This is a genomic window from Caballeronia sordidicola (genome assembly GCF_002220365.1).
GTDB lineage: Bacteria > Pseudomonadota > Gammaproteobacteria > Burkholderiales > Burkholderiaceae > Caballeronia > Caballeronia sordidicola_C.
The window spans coordinates 1-18,101 of the sequence record NZ_MTHB01000188.1; the positions used below are offsets into that span (position 1 = coordinate 1).

General features: G+C 60.4%; 17 protein-coding genes, 2 pseudogenes and 1 riboswitch. Of the genes and pseudogenes, 6 read left to right on the forward strand and 13 right to left on the reverse strand.

All coding sequences use genetic code 11. From position 1 onward, the window contains the following. The 4 genes and pseudogenes from BSU04_RS26730 to BSU04_RS26745 all read right to left on the reverse strand — a co-directional run. Positions 1 to 1,008: FecCD family ABC transporter permease (locus BSU04_RS26730; protein ID WP_144021365.1), on the reverse strand; the 1,008-nt coding region annotated here is incomplete at its 3' end. Beyond that, entirely contained in the window at positions 1,005 to 1,973 is a 969-nt protein-coding gene (locus BSU04_RS26735) for an ABC transporter substrate-binding protein (RefSeq protein WP_089163396.1), read from the reverse strand. The genes BSU04_RS26735 and BSU04_RS26730, both read right to left, overlap by 4 nt. After that, positions 1,970 to 2,761, reverse strand: coding sequence for an ABC transporter ATP-binding protein (locus BSU04_RS26740; RefSeq protein WP_089163397.1), 792 nt, complete (start codon positions 2,759 to 2,761; stop codon positions 1,970 to 1,972). Before BSU04_RS26740 ends, BSU04_RS26735 begins: the two co-directional genes overlap by 4 nt. Positions 2,762 to 2,801: 40 nt before the next feature. Next, positions 2,802 to 3,065 (reverse strand): annotated as a pseudogene (locus tag BSU04_RS26745) (Plug domain-containing protein); the annotation flags it as partial. A gap of 208 nt (positions 3,066 to 3,273) precedes the next feature. Then, positions 3,274 to 3,423, reverse strand: a riboswitch (adenosylcobalamin (AdoCbl) riboswitch). A gap of 323 nt (positions 3,424 to 3,746) precedes the next feature. On the opposite strand from BSU04_RS26745, the gene BSU04_RS26750 reads away from it, so the two are divergent. Then, positions 3,747 to 3,935, forward strand: coding sequence for a hypothetical protein (locus BSU04_RS26750; protein ID WP_089163399.1), 189 nt, complete (start codon positions 3,747 to 3,749; stop codon positions 3,933 to 3,935). A 12-nt stretch (positions 3,936 to 3,947) separates the two neighbouring features. Here the strand turns inward: BSU04_RS26750 and BSU04_RS26755 are convergent, their stop codons facing one another. From BSU04_RS26755 to BSU04_RS48930, 3 genes are read right to left on the reverse strand one after another with little or no spacing between them, the layout of a single operon-like run. Beyond that, on the reverse strand, positions 3,948 to 4,955 hold the full coding sequence (locus tag BSU04_RS26755; protein WP_089163400.1) for a ketopantoate reductase family protein: 1,008 nt from the start codon (positions 4,953 to 4,955) through the stop codon (positions 3,948 to 3,950). 2 nt (positions 4,956 to 4,957) lie between these two features. Continuing rightward, a complete protein-coding gene (locus BSU04_RS47995; RefSeq protein WP_256983307.1) occupies positions 4,958 to 5,278 on the reverse strand; it encodes a hypothetical protein in 321 nt (106 codons plus the stop codon). Then, entirely contained in the window at positions 5,176 to 5,439 is a 264-nt protein-coding gene (locus BSU04_RS48930; protein ID WP_373452873.1) for a class II aldolase/adducin family protein, read from the reverse strand. The genes BSU04_RS47995 and BSU04_RS48930 overlap by 103 nt, the downstream gene beginning before the upstream one ends. Here BSU04_RS48930 and BSU04_RS48935 point away from each other — a divergent pair. Together BSU04_RS48935 and BSU04_RS45725 are read left to right on the forward strand one after the other, a co-directional pair. Then, a pseudogene (locus BSU04_RS48935) lies at positions 5,439 to 5,519 on the forward strand (homoprotocatechuate degradation operon regulator HpaR); the annotation flags it as partial. The gene BSU04_RS48930 and the pseudogene BSU04_RS48935 overlap by 1 nt on opposite strands. 110 nt (positions 5,520 to 5,629) lie before the next feature. Continuing rightward, positions 5,630 to 5,839: a hypothetical protein gene (locus BSU04_RS45725; protein WP_144021366.1), complete on the forward strand. Its 210-nt coding sequence runs from the start codon at positions 5,630 to 5,632 to the stop codon at positions 5,837 to 5,839. 478 nt (positions 5,840 to 6,317) lie between these two features. Here BSU04_RS45725 and BSU04_RS26765 read toward each other — a convergent pair whose 3' ends face one another. The 5 genes from BSU04_RS26765 to BSU04_RS26785 all read right to left on the reverse strand — a co-directional run bounded on the left by BSU04_RS26765 (position 6,318) and on the right by BSU04_RS26785 (position 12,185). Further along, entirely contained in the window at positions 6,318 to 7,133 is an 816-nt protein-coding gene (locus BSU04_RS26765) for an alpha/beta fold hydrolase (protein ID WP_089163401.1), read from the reverse strand. Beyond that, the gene (locus BSU04_RS26770) at positions 7,130 to 8,164 is read right to left on the reverse strand and encodes a M14 family zinc carboxypeptidase (protein WP_089163402.1); all 1,035 of its coding nucleotides are present in this window, start codon (positions 8,162 to 8,164) and stop codon (positions 7,130 to 7,132) included. Before BSU04_RS26770 ends, BSU04_RS26765 begins: the two co-directional genes overlap by 4 nt. A gap of 75 nt (positions 8,165 to 8,239) precedes the next feature. Continuing rightward, positions 8,240 to 8,746, reverse strand: a complete 507-nt coding sequence (locus BSU04_RS26775; protein WP_306427230.1) for a hypothetical protein — start codon at positions 8,744 to 8,746, stop codon at positions 8,240 to 8,242. Between the two features lie 85 nt (positions 8,747 to 8,831). Next, on the reverse strand, positions 8,832 to 9,614 hold the full coding sequence (gene tam, locus BSU04_RS26780) for a trans-aconitate 2-methyltransferase (protein WP_089163404.1): 783 nt from the start codon (positions 9,612 to 9,614) through the stop codon (positions 8,832 to 8,834). A gap of 282 nt (positions 9,615 to 9,896) precedes the next feature. Then, on the reverse strand, positions 9,897 to 12,185 hold the full coding sequence (locus BSU04_RS26785; protein WP_089163405.1) for an aconitate hydratase: 2,289 nt from the start codon (positions 12,183 to 12,185) through the stop codon (positions 9,897 to 9,899). 101 nt (positions 12,186 to 12,286) lie between these two features. Between BSU04_RS26785 and BSU04_RS26790 the strand changes: the two genes are divergently transcribed. Next, a complete protein-coding gene (locus tag BSU04_RS26790; protein WP_089163406.1) occupies positions 12,287 to 13,186 on the forward strand; it encodes a LysR family transcriptional regulator in 900 nt (299 codons plus the stop codon). A gap of 12 nt (positions 13,187 to 13,198) precedes the next feature. On the opposite strand, the gene BSU04_RS26795 is transcribed toward BSU04_RS26790, so the two are convergent. Continuing rightward, positions 13,199 to 15,517 (reverse strand): FdhF/YdeP family oxidoreductase, encoded by a 2,319-nt coding sequence (locus tag BSU04_RS26795; protein ID WP_089163407.1) that lies wholly within the window; start codon positions 15,515 to 15,517, stop codon positions 13,199 to 13,201. Positions 15,518 to 15,677: 160 nt separating this feature from the next. On the opposite strand from BSU04_RS26795, the gene BSU04_RS26800 reads away from it, so the two are divergent. Together BSU04_RS26800 and BSU04_RS26805 are read left to right on the forward strand one after the other, a co-directional pair. Beyond that, positions 15,678 to 17,108 carry an aminotransferase-like domain-containing protein gene (locus BSU04_RS26800; protein ID WP_089163409.1) on the forward strand — a complete coding sequence of 477 codons (1,431 nt, stop codon included), beginning with the start codon at positions 15,678 to 15,680 and terminating at the stop codon, positions 17,106 to 17,108. Between the two features lie 25 nt (positions 17,109 to 17,133). Continuing rightward, complete coding sequence (locus BSU04_RS26805; RefSeq protein WP_373452874.1) at positions 17,134 to 17,442, forward strand: ArsR family transcriptional regulator; 309 nt, start codon at positions 17,134 to 17,136, stop codon at positions 17,440 to 17,442. Positions 17,443 to 18,101 lie beyond the last annotated feature (659 nt).

An 18,101-nucleotide genomic window follows, 5' to 3' on the forward strand; every position in this document is an offset into this window, starting at 1 on the left:
CCCGCCGAAGCGCATCAGCACGATAAAAAACGTCCCACCCAGCAACGCGGTGACTACGCCTATCGGCAGATCTTCCGGCGCAATCAGCGTACGCGCTGCCACATCCGCCCAGATCAGCAGGATGGCGCCGCCCAGGGCCGAAACCGGCAACAAGCGCCCGTGCTCTGCGCCGACCAATGGCCGGCACAAGTGCGGCGTGACCAGCCCGATGAAGCCTATCGCGCCACTCACCGCCACCATCGCACCGGTGACGAGCGCGCTGACGAGAAAAATCTCCCAGCGCATCCTGCTGACCGGCACACCCAGCGACACCGCGGCCAGATCGCCGGTCATCAATGCATTGAGTTCCCGGCGGCGCCCCAGCAGCAAGATTCCGCCGAGCAAGGCGAGCGACGCTGGCACGCCGAGCAGGCCCCAACGTGCGAGGCCGACGCCGCCAAGCGTCCAGAACAGGATGGAAGACGCAGCGCGCTGGTCGCCGAGATAAAGCAGCAGGTTGGCCCCTGCGAGCATCACGAACGACACAGCAACGCCGGAAAGCAGCAACCGGTCCGAGTCGAGCCGGCCTCGGCGATGCGCGAGTGCGATGACCATTGCCGTCGCCAGCAGCGCGCCGATAAACGCCATCAGCGAAAGCGTGAACGGACCGAAGATCGCGCCAAGGAACAGGGTCGCGGCCACCGCTCCGAGCGTCGCGCCGGAACTGACGCCGAGCAGATGAGGATCGGCGAGACGGTTGGCCGTGACGGCCTGTAGCGCGACCCCGACCATGGCGAGCGAAGCCCCCACAATTCCGGCGAGCAGCACGCGCGGCAAGCGGATCAACCATACGATGGTGTCCGTCGACGTGCTCCAGCCGCCGCTCCCATTCGACAAGTGCGCGAGCACGATGCGGGAGGTAAGGCGCGGTGCAATCGATGTCGGGCCGAGCCCGGTGGCCAGCACGATAGAAACGAGCAGCGCGACACCGAGACCCGCAATGATTAGCGTTGCAGCGATACGCCTCACTTCGCGAACGCCTCGGGATGCAGTCCGCGAGCAATGGTTTCGACCGCAGCGACGTTCCGAATGCCTGGCGTGGCGGCGTCGTATGCAATCGTGATGAAGCGCCGCGCGCGGATCGCATCGAGATTGCGGAGCGCCGGTTGATCGAGCAAGAACTGGATCTTCTGCGCGGCCGTGATTGTGCCGTAGTCGACGATCACGATCGCTTGCGGATTGCGCGCGACAACGCTCTCCCAGCTTACGCGGGTCCAGCTCTCCTGCACGTCGCCCACTATGTTGCTGCCCCCGGCTGCTTTAATCATCGCGGTCGGCATGGCGAGCGCGCCTGCCGTGTAAGGGGTGTCCTCGCCGCTGTCATAGACGAACACGCGAGGCATGGCCGCTTTGTCGCCAATCCGTTGCGTTACCGCGGCGAGCCGAGCCTGCATCTCGCCGATCAACCTGTTTGCCCGGGCTTCGACGTTGAAGATGCGGCCCAGGTTGCGCAGGTCGTTATAGACATCGTCGAATGAGGCAGCGGGGCGGCGCATCACATGGGCACATGACTCGGTCAGCTCGTACACCTCAATGCCGAGCGGCGCGAGGCTGGCCGGCGTGATGGGGCCGCCGACCTGCATGCCGTAGTTCCAGCCCGCGAAGTAAAAATCGACACCCGCGTTGACCAGTATTTCAACCGACGGATACTGCCGCGCCAGTTCCGGCACGCCCTTGAGCTGGGCTCGCAGCGCTTGATTGCCGGTGTTCCAGCCACTGATGCCGGTATAACCCGCCATGTGCTGCTTCAGGCCGAGGGCAAGCATCATCTCCGTGAGGTTCACGTCGTTGCTGACCGCGTGTTCGGGTGCGTGCTGAAATACCACTTCGCGATTGCAGCTTTGAATGGTGACGGGGTAGCCGCCGGCATTCGCTTGCGTAGAGACCGAGGCGAGAAGCAATGCCGCGAACGCTAGAAGGAAGGATCGGATCATGTCGAATGGATAAGAGTGATGCGAGGACATTGAGAGACTGGATGACGGTCGACGATTGCTTCAACATGGAAAACTGTTTTGAGCATGGACGATGTCAGGACTTCTTCAGGCGTGCCGTGCGTGACGATCGCGCCGTTTGCAATCACGTAGAGCCTATCGCAGAAGGCAGCCGCAAGGTTCAGGTCGTGGATGGTCGCCAGCGTGGTGATGTTCTGGCTCTTGACCAGTTTCAGCAGCTCGATCTGGTGGAGAAGATCGAGATGGTTCGTCGGCTCGTCCAGCATTAACACGCACGGACGCTGCACCAACGCACGAGCGAGCAACGCGCGCTGTTTCTCACCGCCCGAGAGTGACGCAAACGCACGGTTTCGCTCATGCCATAGCTCGACGTCACGCAGCGCGCCTTCCACGATCCGCGCGTCTTCAAGCGTATCGCCGTCAAGCAGGCGCTTGTGCGGCGTGCGGCCCATGCGTGCGATCTGCTCGACCGTGAGACCAAAGTCCTCGGGTAATTCCTGCAGCAAGACCGCTATACGCTGTGCAGCCCAACGTGGAGATGCGTCCCAGACATCCGTTGTGTCGAGCGCGACCGAGCCTTCGTGGGGCGCCGAGAAACGAAACGCACATCGGAGCAAACTCGTCTTGCCGCTTCCGTTCGGACCAATCAAACCGACAAATTCGCCGCGCGCCGCGTCGAGCGTGATCGCGCGCAGCAAGTGCGCTTGCTCATGCCGTTCGCGTTCAGCGGGCGACCAGCTCAGATGATCGATGTGAAGTCCGCAGGACATGGGATCAGAAGCTCATGGTGGAGATAAGTTTGGCGGAGCGCGCGGGTCCGCGCAGCACGTCGATCCGATCGACAGCCCAGCTGTCGAAGGGATACTTCATGGTGCCTGCGCCGGGATAGAGCCGCGTGCCGTCATAGAGCGTCATGACTGATTCCTGGCCGCTGAAGCCGCGCACGCTGAGCGCCGTGCCACCGTTGCCGGGCGAGCCGGTGCTGACGAATCCGATCGCGCGGCTGACGGCGTCCGAGACGCTCTGGTAGCCACGCGCCTCGGTCTGCTTCGCGGTCACCGTCTCGACCCTCGCTTAGCGAAGTCACGGCGCGGCCGTGATTGATCGAATGACGTTGATGTCTTTTGTCTGCGCGAGCGGCGGGCGCCGCTCTACTCGGCGGCGCGCCTGGCGACCCGGGTGAGGGTGTCAGCAGCAGCGCGGACGATTGGCTGTCGATCGGCTGTCGATCAAGAGAAGCAGGGGTGCGGGAAGTGTCACAACGCTGGCAGCGTGGGTCATGCGTAAATCTCCAGGGGTTTCGCGCCCCATAAATAATTGCGGGGTTACGACGCCCAGGTCTGACTTCTGGCCCTTTCCTGACCAGTTACAGTGGCGCGACCGTGCCGGATTCTCACCGGCTTCCAAACGTCGTAGCCGCGCATTTTACGTCCGAAAGAATCCATTGCAGGACAAAATTTCTGACGCTGGCGCTGCGCTTGCACGACGCTGGTTTCGAGCTTGGCTCTGGTCTGAACGATCACATCGGCGAAGACGGGTCGCGCACTTAACACAAGCGCGCGCATCGCCATGGCGGTTCATTCCAGAGGAGGGTTGATCGGCGACGTACATTGTGTTCAAGCGTCCAGGTTGCGCTAAATGCGATGTAATATTATCGCATTTATTGTCCGCAATATACCAAGTAGATCCTGTACGGCAGACGGGACTAGCCACGACGCCTCTCCTGCGGCGCATCGCGGCCCGCTTGCCGACAGTATGAGCATGGCCGAAGCCGTGGTTGGTGCCGTGTGGTTAGCGTTGATCGCACTGGCGTGCGCGAGATGGCGGACCATCGAGTTCTGCAAGAAGTACGATGGCGCCGCATTCGATCCGGCTTACCCGACGCGTCCGCTGGAAGACTTCGCGAAGCCGCTGCATTCGCCTTGCGGACTGACGCTGACCTGATCTGCACTATGCCTAGCGCGTCGGCGCGTTGGCAAGGCCGGCCAGATTGGCATTCAACTGGCCGGCGAGCCCATACAGGACGCTAAGAAACGGCGCCGGTATTCCAGCCTTCGCGGCCAGCTCATGAGGCGCACCCAGGATCGCTTCTATCTCGAGTTGACGGCCTGCTTCCACGTCCTGCAGCATCGACGTCTTGAACGCACCGAGCTTGCGGGTTTGTGCGTTACGCGCCTGGGCGGTCATGTTCAGTTCAATACCGATCTCTTCGCCGATACGCCGCGCCTCCTCCATGATCGAGACGACAAGCTGCGCCGTCAACGGGTCGTCGAGAATCACGTCGGCGGTGGAACGGGTGATCGCGCTGATGGGGTTCATGGTCATGTTGCCCCACAGCTTGGCCCAGATATCGCTACGAATCTGGCTTGATGCCGTTACGTCAAATTGAGCGACGCGGAGCAATTCGATGGCACGGGCCGCCCGATCGGTGACGCCCGGAGCGGCGGGCCCGACAATAAGCTGGTTGCCATTGCCCTTTTTAATCACGCCAGGCTCGGCGATTGACGAGGAAAGATGCACCACACAGCCCGAGACCTGCGACGGCGGTAGCGCAGAGGAAACCACGCCTGCCGGATCGACCGATTCGAGCCGTTGTCCTTCTAGGCGGCCACCGAATGAGTTCAGGAACCACCAGGGCACCCCGTTCATTGCCGAAACAATGTGTGTACCCGCGTTCACGAGCGGCGCCAATGAGCTGGCTGCCTGTATCAGCGCCGGTCCTTTCAGGCAGATGAACAGCAGGTCCTGCGCGCCGAGCGTGCCGGGCTGGTCGGTCGCGTTGATATCGATTGCATACCGGTCGTCGCCTTCAACCACGGTCAGTCCATTGCGTTGTATGGCGTCAAGATGCGGCCCGCGCGCCAGCAGGCTCACGGCAACGCCGGCACGCGCCAGGCGAGCAGCGACAATACCGCCGATGGCACCCCCGCCAACCACGGTGATTTTGATGGCTTGTTGATTCAAATCTATCCCCTGTAAGAAGCGTCGATGCGATGGACGCGTCGAATGAGTGCGGCCAGGACATTTTCCCCAGCGCCGTGCGCGGGCGAAAACTGTAGCGAATCCCGCGTGGTGCCTTTGACGATTTCATCGCTGATGGGCAGCGTATTTCCAGGCATGGAATGCGTGTGCGAGAGCAGGCCGTGGTTACGAAGGATCAGCAGGCGTTTGTTACCCATCGAGCTTAACAACCTCGACTTCTCTTCGTTGCGGACCGTAATGCCCTCGAACGGATGATGAGCGACCATGTCACGCAGCTGGGCGGAGCAGAAATTCGCGTACGACAACCGTCCTCCATGCACGCTACCGAGAGCCCAGCCGTTGTATGAGTATGCATGACGTAATGCGCATCTTCCACATGCTCGTGAATCGGGCCATGAATGACGAAACCCGCGGGATCGACCGTGTAGTCCGATGGACTCAGGATTTTCCCGGTCAGGTCAATCAGAGTTGGAGCGCACGGTAGGGCCGGAAGTGGTGGAGCGCGTCTATCTCGCGATTGACGACCTGCTGACAGGTCTTGAATAACCAGCGAGTATTGCGTGCCCGGACTCGTTGATTCGCGCATGGCGCTCGCCACTTTGAAAGCTTTCATTGCGCTTGTTATTAAAACGCGCCGTTTTCAGCGGCGCGGCTAAATGGAGCGGACGATCGCGGCATGGATGCTATTACCGGAAATCCAATCTCCCGCAGCATTCGCGGCACGGCGCAATATCGCAGGTTTCCAAGAAACCGAGAGAGAGGCTGAATCACTCAATGTTGAAATGGAAGTTTTTTTCGTGACCCGATTAAACGTTCAATCACGCCACGGACATTTCCAGACAAAATGCTGGCCTGCAACAACTTGATTTTCCTTGTTGTAATCTGGCCTGAATGTAGCGCCTTCAAAACAGCCTTTCCACGCGCCTTCCCGAGATACCGGCTAACTGGCAGCTGATATATCGCATCACACCAAAATCCGGGCGCCTCGCTGAAGCCGAGACAAAGCGAGAACGTGGTTCGGAGGACTGCCGAAAATCCAAGAACGAGATGAAAGCGTGAGCTAGTGTCATTAATACTCGAAAGGTATACTAATTAATTGATCCAGTCAGATTATGGAGTTACCTGCGTGAGTGAGCGCGCTCGAAAGTACGTATCCAGCCAGTTCAACGAACTTGTAGTACCAGGGGCCGGCCTGGTGCCAGGCTGCCGATGTCGATGCCCCTTCTGGCAGGTGCGACAGCGTCCATGGATAACGCCGCGCATAGGAATGTCATTGCGTCTCCGAGCGTTCGCCGAGGACTTCGCTGCATCTCAAAAGCCATCGCCATACAAGTTTATTTTGTCTCAACAGACCGCGCGTCCATCGGACACAACCGGTGGTTCATCCGAGTGTCGTTGCAAGTTGCGCAACCAGTCGGCAATCGCCTTGCTGGCCCAGACGGGATCGTCATGGGGCAGATCGTGACCCGCCCACGCATGTACAGCGTGAGCTGTTCCCCAACCAGCCGCTATGCGCGTGGAGCAGATCGGATTGACCAACCGGTCCGCCTTCGATGAAAGCAGCAGGGTAGGGCAAGCGGGCGGTTGACTGTCGGCGCGAAAGCGCGCCGCCGCCCACAGTTGGCGAAGGCCATTCGCCGCGCTCACCGGAGCGCTCTGCCTGATCGCGGCCCATGCGGCGATGTCAGCGGCCTGGGTATCCAGCCGGTTGCACGTCAGGTCGTGGACGATGGTCTCGCACTTCGTTGCATTCGCCCATGAGGCAGCCGCGCGCATGAGCGCGGGCCATGCCTCGGGTCGAAGGCGCTCGCTCATGGCGCTGAACGGCCGCATGCTGGTGTTGATAAGCACCAGCCGTTCGACCTCTTCCGGATAGCGTTGTGCCCAGCCGGTCGCGACCATGCCGCCCAGCGACATGGCAAGCAACCGATACGGCGGCAACAACCCGGCATCGGCAGCACGCGAGCGGACGAACTCCACCATGTCCGTCACATCGAGCGGGGCGCTGAGCGCGTTCTCGCGGCCGTTCCCCGGTAGTTCAAGCAGCGTAATGCTATTCGCATCGCCATTAAAACCCGTTTCAACGCGCAGCTGCTCGGGAAACGATCCCCAGTGACGACCCTCGCGCGTGAGTCCGCGCAGCAAGATCCACGTGCTCATCGTGAGGATTTTCGCTGCCAGTGTTCCATGGCACGCTCGAGAACCTGTTTTCTCGCGTCGCCCTTGGGAAGCCACCTATTCGATGCAAACGCCGCCCGGGTCAGGAAGTCCAGGAAGTTGGCGTGACGGCGCAACACCCGTTCGACCCGGTGCGCCTTGACCGGATTGAACATGCCCAATCGGGAAAATATCTGGCTGGGATTTTTTCGGATCCAGCGCCATGATCCCAGTTCCAGGGTCATGGGGAGGAACACGTTGGGCGCGGGCGTCTGGTCGTAGGCACAGTCCCACAGGTCGCCGTGAAGCAGGTATTGATGGCTTTGTGGTTCGAACGCGTAGCCGTGATGCGGATACGCCTGTTCGAACATGGTCTTGAGCTGATACATCTCGGGGAGATGGGGCATTTGTTGCTTGGTTCGCGCATAAGGAAACCAGATGCTGTCGTCCCAGCCGTAACCTGAATGACAGTCGAGCGCAAGGCTCAGCGGGCGGCTCATGAGCTCCTGCTTCACGACATCGAGCAACGCGGCGCTTTCGAGTTCGAGCGACCCTTGGGCCGGACCGCGATACCACGGCAGCCATGACCCAATACGCTGGCCGCCCGCAAGGAAGGGGACACGTCCTTCAGCGCTTTGAGGGGCATTGCGCATCAGATCGACACCGTTCGGATTCGAGCGGGTTTGCGCCCACATGCCACCCGGATTCACGATCGGCATGAAAACGAGCCGCACGGCGCGCAACTGTTCGTGCAGCAGTTCGTCCCATTCAAGACGCCGTAGCAGCGCGCGCATGTAGTCGAGGATCAACTGCGTACCGATGCGCTCCAGGCCGTGCACGCCGCCAAAAAAGCCAATGGCGGGCGCTTCGGGATCGTTCGATCCGATCGCCGCGGTAAGGATCGGGAAGGCGTGTGCGCCGGCGCGTATTTCGCCCACCGTGCGCGATTCAAAGCGCGCGCCGCCGGCCGCCAGGATGGCATTGAGGTCATCGAACTCCGCAAAACTTGCGGAGGCTACGCTTAATGGTCTCATGCCCACGGCCTGTTTTTTCGATGCGTCCTGATGCGGCCGAAAACATAAATGGCTGCTTCAGGACGCCTGGTACGCTCAGGACTTGCCTGGCCTTCCTGTTTTGACTATCTCGACGGCAGCAACAGCCGCAGTGAGTTGCTCGATGTTCGCGCGCTCAAGTATGAGCAAACCCGCCCGCAAGAGCTCGCCTTTTTTGACGTGCACGCCGTTGGCGAGGCATTTTTGTTTCAACAGGCCGATTTTGTCGTAATCGGATTTGGGCATCGTGAAGCTGTCACGGACGACCTTTTCCTTTTTCGGCCGTTTGACTTTTTCCTCGGCGGTGACGGACTCGACTGGCGCAGCTTTAACTTTCGTTTTAGCCGGCGCTTGCGCTGCCTTGCCTTGGGTTTCCTTTGCCGCTTCGACCGCTGGTGTGGCGGCCGACTTGCGTTTGCTTACTGTCGGCTCGGCAGCAGCCGTTTCCGCGGTCTTGGGGAAATGAAAAGCCTTCTTGCTAGGGGCCTTCGTAGCGGGTCCGGGCATGGAGTCTCCAATCGAGTAAAGGTATAAACAGTATATACGATTTTTAAGATGACTCACGCGAGGGTTTTCGAGGTGCGGTTCTATGAGCGATCTGCTTAGTTTGCACCGACGGAACCCTTGGTCCATCGGCGCGAAGCAAGCGCTAACGTCCGTCCTGGCGCACGGCGATCACGAACAATCGCGGAAACGGCAGCAGCACCGTCCCGTCCGCTGACGCCGGATAAGCGAGCCCAACCGCTGTCTTGTAACGCTCCAGAAATGCCAGCCGTTCGTCTTCAGTAAGCGGATCCAGAAACGGCCGCAGGCCACTTCCCTTGAACCACTCGACGACCGCATCCGCACCCCCCGCCAACGGATGATGATAAGTAGTCCGCCATACATCGGGTTTCGCACCGCACGACCGAAGCAGTTCGAAATACCACGCGGGACTGGCCATCGGCGTCCGGGCCTTCGCGACCTCGGACAGCTTGCTGGCCCAAGGGCCATCGGCCGCAACTTCACGCATCAGCCGATGTGCCGGCTCCTCGAGATTGTCCGGCATCTGAACCGCGAGACTGCCGCCGGGTGAAAGCTTCGCGACAAGGGCGGGAAACAAGCTGGCGTGATCGGGCAACCACTGGAACACCGCGTTGGCGAGGATCACATCGAACGGACCGGGTGCATGCCATGCCTTGATATCGGCGATCTCGAAGTGAACTTGCGGCAACCGCTTGGAGGCTGCTTCGATCATGTCCGGTGAACTGTCGAATCCGCTTGCTGCCGCATCTGGAAAGCGCGCCATGAGCGCTTCGGTCGAATTGCCGGGACCACATCCGACGTCCACGACAGTGCGCGCGTCGATGTCGGGAACGGCAGCGAGCAGATCGCGTATGGGACGATTACGCTCGTTTTCAAAGGTTACATATTGCTTGGCAGACCAGCTCATTGTGTCATTCCTCAATAGATAGGTGACGATGGAGTGCAGTTTCGAGCGGCTTCAGCAGCCGGAAACCGCGGGCGTCAGCGTTCAAGCTTTGACTCGATTTGACTAAGGTACCGCATGAGACTCACCGGTCGCAGGTTCTAACGCGCGTGAACCAGGTAACCGGTTATACATAGGCGACGCCGTAAGGAATGCAAGCCACCGATGTCCCGTCCGTCGCCTCGCGTTGTCCAGGAAGCAATGTTTCACGCGGGCGGCTTACGCTCAGAAAGCCAGCGTGCCCTACTACGCCGCCGACTTATGCAGCACGTTCAATGCGGACCCTGCGCGGAACCACTGCAACTGAGCGTCGCTGTACGAGTGCTTGAGCCACACGGTTTCGCTGCTGCCATCCGCGTGGTTGAACCGGCACTCGACCGGTTCCTTGGGTGCAAGACGGTCAAGCCCGATCAGGTCGATCCGGTCGTCGTCCAGGATCCGGTCGTAGTCATCCGGATCAACAAATGTCAGTGCAAGCAGACCTTGCTTCTTCAGGTTCGACTCATGAATGCGAGCGAAGCTGCGGGCAATCACCGCCGCACCACCCAGAAGCCGGGGCGACAACGCCGCATGCTCGCGGCTGCTGCCTTCTCCGTAATTCGAATCGCCAATGACCACCCAAGCTTGCCCGGCCGCACGGTATTGACGGGCCGCTTGCGCAGGCGTGAGGCCACTTTCGCCTGTCAGACCATTCGTTGTCTTGCCGATCTCGCCCGTGTACGCATTGGTCGCACCGTTGAGCAGGTTGTCACTGAATTTATCGAGGTGACCACGAAAGCGCAGCCACGGCCCGGCGGGCGAGATGTGGTCGGTCGTCGTCTTGCCGCGGGTTTTCAGCACGACCGGCATGCCGGTGAAGTCACGTCCATCCCACGCGGCCCACGGCTGCATCAACTGGATGCGCTCGCTGGCCGGGTCGACGCTCAGCGTGATATCGCGACCGTCTGCGGGCGGTGCGACATAGGTTGTGCGACCGGGCGCGAAGCGGGTCGGCGGCACTTCGGGTGCGGGCTTCGGCGCCGTGAGCATGAACGGCTTGCCGTCCGCGCCAATGAGCGAGTCCGTGGCCGGATTGAACGACAACCGGCCGGCCAGCGTGAGCGCCGTCACAATCTCCGGACTGGCGATCAGGTTCATGGTCGCAGGCGAGCCGTCGTTGCGGCGCGGGAAGTTTCGGTTATATGACGTGACGATGGCATTCGGCGTCGCCGTCGCACGCGGATCGCGATGCCACTGGCCGATGCAAGGACCACAAGCGTTCGCGAGCACGGTCCCGCCGAGCGCTTCGAGTTCATCGAGCTGACCATCGCGCGCGATCGTTGCGCGGACCTGTTCCGAACCCGGCGTGACGAGGAACGGGACGACTGCCTTCAGCCCATGTGCGCGAGCTTGCGCGGCGACATCGGCGGCGCGGCTCATGTCCTCGTAAGACGAGTTCGTGCAACTGCCGATGAGCGCGGCGGAAATGGTTTCGGGAATTGTGTTGCCGGCGCTTTTGAGTTCGGCCGCGAGGTGCGAGAGCGGTCGCGCACGGTCAGGCGAATGTGGCCCGACAATGTGCGGTTCCAATGCGGACAAGTCGATGCGGATCACGCGGTCGTAGTAGCGCTCCGGGTCTGCTTCAACGGCTGCATCCGGCTCGAACAGCATAGAGGCATATTGCTGGATCAACGGCGCGAGGTCACCACGGCCCGTGGCGTCAAGGTACGTGAGCATGTGTTCATCGGCGGGGAACATAGACGTAGTAGCACCGAGTTCCGCGCCCATGTTGGTGATGGTTGCTTTGCCAGTCGCGCTGATAGTGCGCGCGCCGGGGCCGATGTATTCGACAATCGCGTTGGTCGCGCCGGACACAGTGAGCTGGCCCGCCACGTTCAGGATCACGTCCTTTGGCGCGGTCCATCCGCTCAATGCGCCGGTCAGGTAGACGGCAATATGCTTCGGATAAAGCACTTCCCAAGGCAAGCCGGCAATGGTCTCTACCGCGTCCGCGCCGCCGACACCCACCGCGCACGCGCCCAGTCCACCGGCGTTCGGCGTGTGCGAATCAGTGCCAATAATCAACGCTCCCGGAAATGCATAGTGCTCCAGAACAACCTGGTGGATGATGCCCGCGCCTGGTTCCCAGAATCCCGCGCCATATTTGGCCGCGGCGCTGCGCAGGAAGTCATAGACCTCGCTGTTTTCCAACACCGATATCCGCAGGTCAGAGGCTCCGTCAACACGTGCCTGGATCAGGTGATCGCAGTGGATGCTGGTCGGGACGGCCACGCGTTCGCGCAGCGTTTGCATGAACTGCAGCATGCCGGTCTGCCCGAGCACGTCCTGGAACACGACGCGATCGGGGCGCAACTTCAGGTAGCTGCTACCGGGGATGAGTTCCTGACCGGCCGGGTCGTCGAGATGGCCAAGCAGCACTTTATCGGCGAGTGTGAGCGGCTTGCTGATACGGCGGCGCACGATCTCGAGTTTGCGCGCCATCTCGGGATAGAGGCGCGCAGCCATTACAACGGGGGATTCGTCAAGAGCTGACATGATGGTTTCCTCTGCGGGAAGGGGTGTGGGGTGCCGCCAGTTTGCGCACCGCTGATGTCCGCGTAAAATGAATTTATTATTTTGATTGATCAATAATTCTTATGAAAATCGACATCCTGGGCGTGCAGGCATTTGTTGCCATCGCCGATAAAGGCAGCTTCCAGAACGCCGCCGACTCATTGCATGTCACGCAGACGGCGATCACGCAGCGCTTGCGCAAGCTCGAAGACTTTCTTGGCGTGACGCTGGTCGAGCGCACCACGCGCTCGATCGCGCTCAGTCTGATCGGCCGCGATTTTCTGCCGCAAGCGCGGCGTTTGCTGGAAGAGCTGGGGGACGCGTTGCTCGAGATTCGCGAGACGGGCAAGGCGGAGCGTGGAGATGTGTCGATTGCATGCGTGCCCACGGTCGGCGTGCAATATTTGCCGCGCATCATGCAGGAGTATTCGGCACGATATCCGAATAACCGGATCAAGATTCTCGATCACGCGTCGTCGGCGGTGGCCGATGCAGTGCTGCGTCGCGAAGCGGAGTTCGGTATCAATATCGCTGGCACGCATCATCCCGAACTCATGACGATGCCGCTGCTCGAAGACCAGTACGTGCTGATCTGCCACGAGGATCATCCGCTCGCCAAACGCAGACGGGTGGCGTGGAGACAATTGCAGCCGTATCCGCTGATATTCGCGGGGCAGGTCAGCGGCAATCGTGCGTTGCTTGATACCGCGCTGGGTGCGAATGGCCTGGGCTTGCAGTCGTTCTATGAAGTACAGCGGAGTTCGACGGCGGTCGGGCTGGTGGCTGAGCGTATTGCGGCGGCAGTGGTGCCGCGGCTTGCTGTGCAAAAGGGCGCGTATCCGACTATCCGCACGATCGAACTGGTGGATCCGGTGGTCTCGCGGGCCTTGGTGCTGGTGGTCCGCAAGACTGCGCGGCTGTCACCGGCCGCGCAGGCGCTTTACGACATGATCAAGGCGCGGGCGGTACCGCCAAAGGGTTGACGCGCCCCGGTATCAAGCCGCTTCGCGTTGCTTCTCGGAAGAAGCACACAACAACACCGGAATGGACTTCGACGTAGGCGTCCCCGCGCCATCGGCAACACTTGACAGCGGCACGAGCGGATTGGTCTCCGGGTAATACGCGCCGAGGCAGCCACGGGGAATGTCATAAGCGACCAGCAGGAAACTGTCGGCGCGCCGCTCAACGCCGTCATCCCAAACGCTCGTGATATCCACGCGTTGACCCGCTTCGAACCCCAACATTTCAATGTCCAGCTGATTCGCGAACAACACCCGCCGCTGGCCGTACACACCGCGATAACGGTCATCGAGACCATAAATTGTGGTGTTGTACTGATCGTGTGAACGGGTGGTCATGAGCGTCATCAACCGCTCGCCGTGAACCGTCCGCGCACGGTGGATGGGGGTATCGAATTCGATGCCGTGCACCAGGAATTGCGCCTTGCCGCTCGGCGTATTCCACACGCGGTCGCGCGATGCGACGCCCAGATGAAATCCGCCAGGGTGTTTCAGCCGCTCGTTGTAGTTCTCGAATCCGGGAATCACTTTCTCGATGCCGTCGCGGATCAGCGCATAGTCGTTCGCATTCGCGAGCCAGTCAACCTTGGCGCTGCCGAGCGTGGCCAGCGCCATGCGCGCGACGATCGCGATCTCCGACAACAGGTTCGGCGAAGCCGGGCGGTTCATGCCGTACGAAATGTGCACCATGCTCATGGAGTCTTCCACGCTCACGCCTTGAGCCACGCCGTTCTGCATGTCGATTTCAGTGCGGCCGAGCGTCGGCAGGATCAACGCGTCGCGACCATGAATGAGGTGGCTGCGGTTCAGCTTGGTCGTGATATGCACGGTGAGGTCGCACGAGCGCATCGCTTCCCATACGCGGGGCGTGTCAGGCGTCGCAATCGAAAAATTGCCACCCAGCCCGATAAACACTTTCAGCTTGCCGGCGAGCATCGCTTCGATCGAACGAACGACGTCGTAGCCATGTTCGCGCGGCGGCTCGAAGTCGTACGCGGCACCGAGCCGGTCGAGGAACGCTTGCGTCGGCTGCTCTTCGATTCCAACCGTGCGATCTCCCTGCACATTCGAATGCCCGCGCACCGGGCACAGTCCCGCACCCAGCCGGCCGATGTTCCCGCGCATCATCATCAGGTTCGACAGGAGCTGCACGGTCGGCACTGAGTTCTTGTGCTGGGTCAGACCCATGCCCCATGTCGAAATCACGGCACGGCCGCGTGCGTAGATATCGGCGAGTTGCAGGACTTCATCTTTCGGCACGCCCGATTCCGCCACGATCGCATCCCAGCTTTCGGCGCGCAGATCCTCGGCGAAGGCGTCGAAACCGACCGTATGCTCAGCGATGAACGCGATATCGAGCACGCGCGGCAAGCCTTGCTCGAGCGCTGCATCGTCGAGTTCGATTACGCGTTTCGCCACGCCTTTGATCAACGCAAAATCCCCGCCGATCTTCGGGCGGATGAACACCGAACTGATTTTCGTGCTGCCGCCCGTGAGCATCTCGACCGGATGCTGCGGGCTCGCGAAGCGTTCCAGACCGCGTTCACGCAGCGGGTTGATCGAGACGATCGTCGCACCGCGTTTCGCACACTCGCGCAGTTCTCCCAGCATCCTCGGATGGTTCGTCGCAGGATTCTGGCCGAAGAGCAGCAGGGTGTCCGCGTGTTCGAAATCTTCCAGCGTCACGGTTCCCTTGCCCACGCCCACGGTTCCCGGCAGACCCCGGCTCGTGGCTTCGTGGCACATGTTCGAACAGTCGGGGAAGTTGTTCGTGCCGTACATGCGCACGAACAACTGGTACAGGAACGCGGCTTCGTTGCTCGCGCGGCCCGAGGTATAAAACGCGGCGCGATCGGGATCATCAAGGCGATTCAGATGGTCCGCGATCAGTGCGAACGCGTCATCCCACGCAATGGGCACGTAGCGGTCGCGGGCGGCGTCGTAGACAAGCGGATCGGTCAGGCGGCCATGCTGTTCAAGCTCGTAATCCGACTGCGCCATTAACTGTTCGACGGTGTGTTCTTCGAAGAATGCGGGCGTGACACGCTTGCTGGTGGACTCGGCCGCCACGGCTTTCACGCCGTTTTCGCAGAATTCGAACGTGGAAGCATGTTCGCGATCCGGCCAGGCGCAGCCGGGGCAATCGAAACCGTCAGGCTGGTTCTGCCCAAACAGCGTGCGGTAATTGCCGCCCGACACCTTTTCCTTGAGCAGATTGAGGGCGACATATTTCAACGCGCCCCAGCCGGCTGCCGGGTGCGTGTACGGTTCAATGCGAGGTTCGGTTTTTTTCACGATGCTGCCGCGTATTCATGAGGGTTTTCACCAATGACTCAAGCGTACTGTGTTCCGAAAGTAACGCGGTATACAGAAAAATAGATAGACGAGGAGTACAGTTGACGGCTCCCTAGGCCTCGTGCCTGTCGTCCTACTCTTTTTAGCTTCATTCAACCCCGTGACGCTTTACGAAAAACTGGCATTCGAGATCGAGGAAACCGTGCGGCGCGGAGTGTTTGCCGTGGGCGAGCGTGTGCCGTCGGTGCGTCAGGCGAGCGCCCAGCATGGCGTCAGCATCAAGACGGTCCTGCATGCCTACGCGCTGCTGGAAAGCCGGGGTGTACTGGAAACCCGGCCGCAATCAGGCTACTTCGTGCGCGAACTGCCTGCGTCGCCGGCGTTTAGTCAGGCCGCCTCCCAGCCGCCGCCGGTTGCATCGAAAGTCGATGTCAGCCGCCTGGTCTTGTCCACGCTTCGCTCCATCCGCTCGCAGGACGCCACGCCGCTGGGGTCGCCTTATCCAGACCCATCGCTTTTCCCCTGGCGTCGCATCAACCAGTTGGCGAACGCCATTGCGCGGCGGCATTCAAGCTGGAACCTGATGGACGACCTGCCGCCCGGCAACCCCGAACTGATCCGCCAGATCGCACGGCGTTACGCGGAGAATGGCGTGCCCGTCGACCCCGACGAGATCGTCATCACGGTCGGTGCCACCGAGGCCATCAACCTGAGCCTGCAGGCGGTGGCGAAACCGGGCGACACCGTCGCGGTCGAATCGCCGACCTATTACGCGATGCTCCACGCAATCGAGCGCCTCGGCATGCGGGCGATCGAAGTGCCGACGCATCCGGCCGAAGGTATCGACATCGACGCACTCGCGATCATCATCCGCGAACACCGGATCGCCGCGTGCATGGTCATGCCGAATTTCCAGAATCCCCTGGGTTTCGTGATGTCGGACGCGAACAAGGAACGGCTTGTCGGCCTGCTCGCCAGCCATGAAATCCCGGTGATCGAAAACGATGTGTACCAGGAGCTGTACTACGGTGAAGCCCGTCCGTCGGCGCTCAAGAACTTCGATAAAAAGGGTTTGGTGCTGCATTGCGCCTCATTTTCGAAGAGCCTGACGGCGTCTTACCGGATCGGCTGGGCGATGCCCGGTCGCTACCGCCGCGAGGTGGAAAAGCTCAAGTTCCTGAACACGCTGACCACACCTTCGGTGCCGCAGATCGCGGTAGCCGACTACCTTCGGCAGGGCGGTTATGACCGTCATCTGCGGCATGTGCGCAAGGTGTACCGGCAGCAGGCACGGCTCATGATCGCGATGGTCACGCGCTTCTTTCCCGCCGGTACGCACCTGTCCACGCCCATGGGCGGCTATGTGCTGTGGGTCCAGTTACCCGGCAATGTCGACTCGATGCAGCTCTACGAAACAGCGCTCGCACTCGGGATCACGATCGGACCGGGCACGATGTTTTCATCGCGCGATGCCTTCCGTCATTTCATCCGGCTCAACTACAGTTATCCCTGGAACGTGCAGACGGAAGCGGCGGTGAAGACGCTGGGCGAACTGGTCGCCGGCATGGCGCGCGAGAAAATCAGAGACTAAGGACAGGGACAAAAACATGGACGGCATGGACGATGGGATCGACCCGGCACTGATCGCGATCCTCGCGCAGTTATGGCGGGCGGCGCAAGAGACACCCGGGCGGGCGTGGTCGCTCGCGAAGTTATCGAAACAATCGGGCGTGCCGATGAGCAGCCTCAGACGTCAACTGACCGCGCTGTCCGACGCGGCGTTGCTGGATCCGGCCAATCCGGATGACCCGGACACGATCCGCGAAAACCCGGCGAATCCGCCTTCCGTCGCGTTAAACGATGCGGGCCGCGAGCTGTGTGCGCAATTATTCGTCCAGTCGCCCCCAGAGATCGACAAATCCTGAACGATCGTGCGTTTGCACGCGTGCTATTGGCCAGTAATCGGTGATCGGTCGCAATATCACGCTAGTTATGGCGTTTTCGACGGTGTAAATGGCAAGCCGTTGTAAGGATTATCGAATTATTTTGTGTGGCGCTTGATTAAGGAGGAAATACTCGAAAATTGAGGTTCTGGGGTAGAAATTAGCAATTCCTAGGAATTTTATAAGTCGAACACGTTATTTCTACCGAAAGTTCAAGTCTTCGAAAGACACCTCGCCCCAATCGCCCAAAAAATTACTGATTAAATTCAATAGCTTACAAACAAGCGTTGTAACTTCTCAATAACCCGGGGCGAGCACCACGCGCCGTGCTGTGTTATTTGATCTGCGCACGCGGTCGAGGTAGCCGATAGCTTCGTTGCGTGCGCTCATGATTGCGCTTGTAAACTGCGGATGACGATGTTAACGTTTGTCGCACCAACATCATTTGATCCGCACTCGTGACTCTTCCAAAAAAATTCTCACTACCCGACATCGCTCGAGAGGGACTAACGCCGTCGGAGCTTGAAGTGCTAGCGTGGGTAGAGAAACTGACGGACATCGCTAATGACTTGCAGGATGAGTCTGAGCAACTGAAACAGGAAGCAGCTCAGCTCAGGAAAACCAGGAAGCGCGACTAGGTT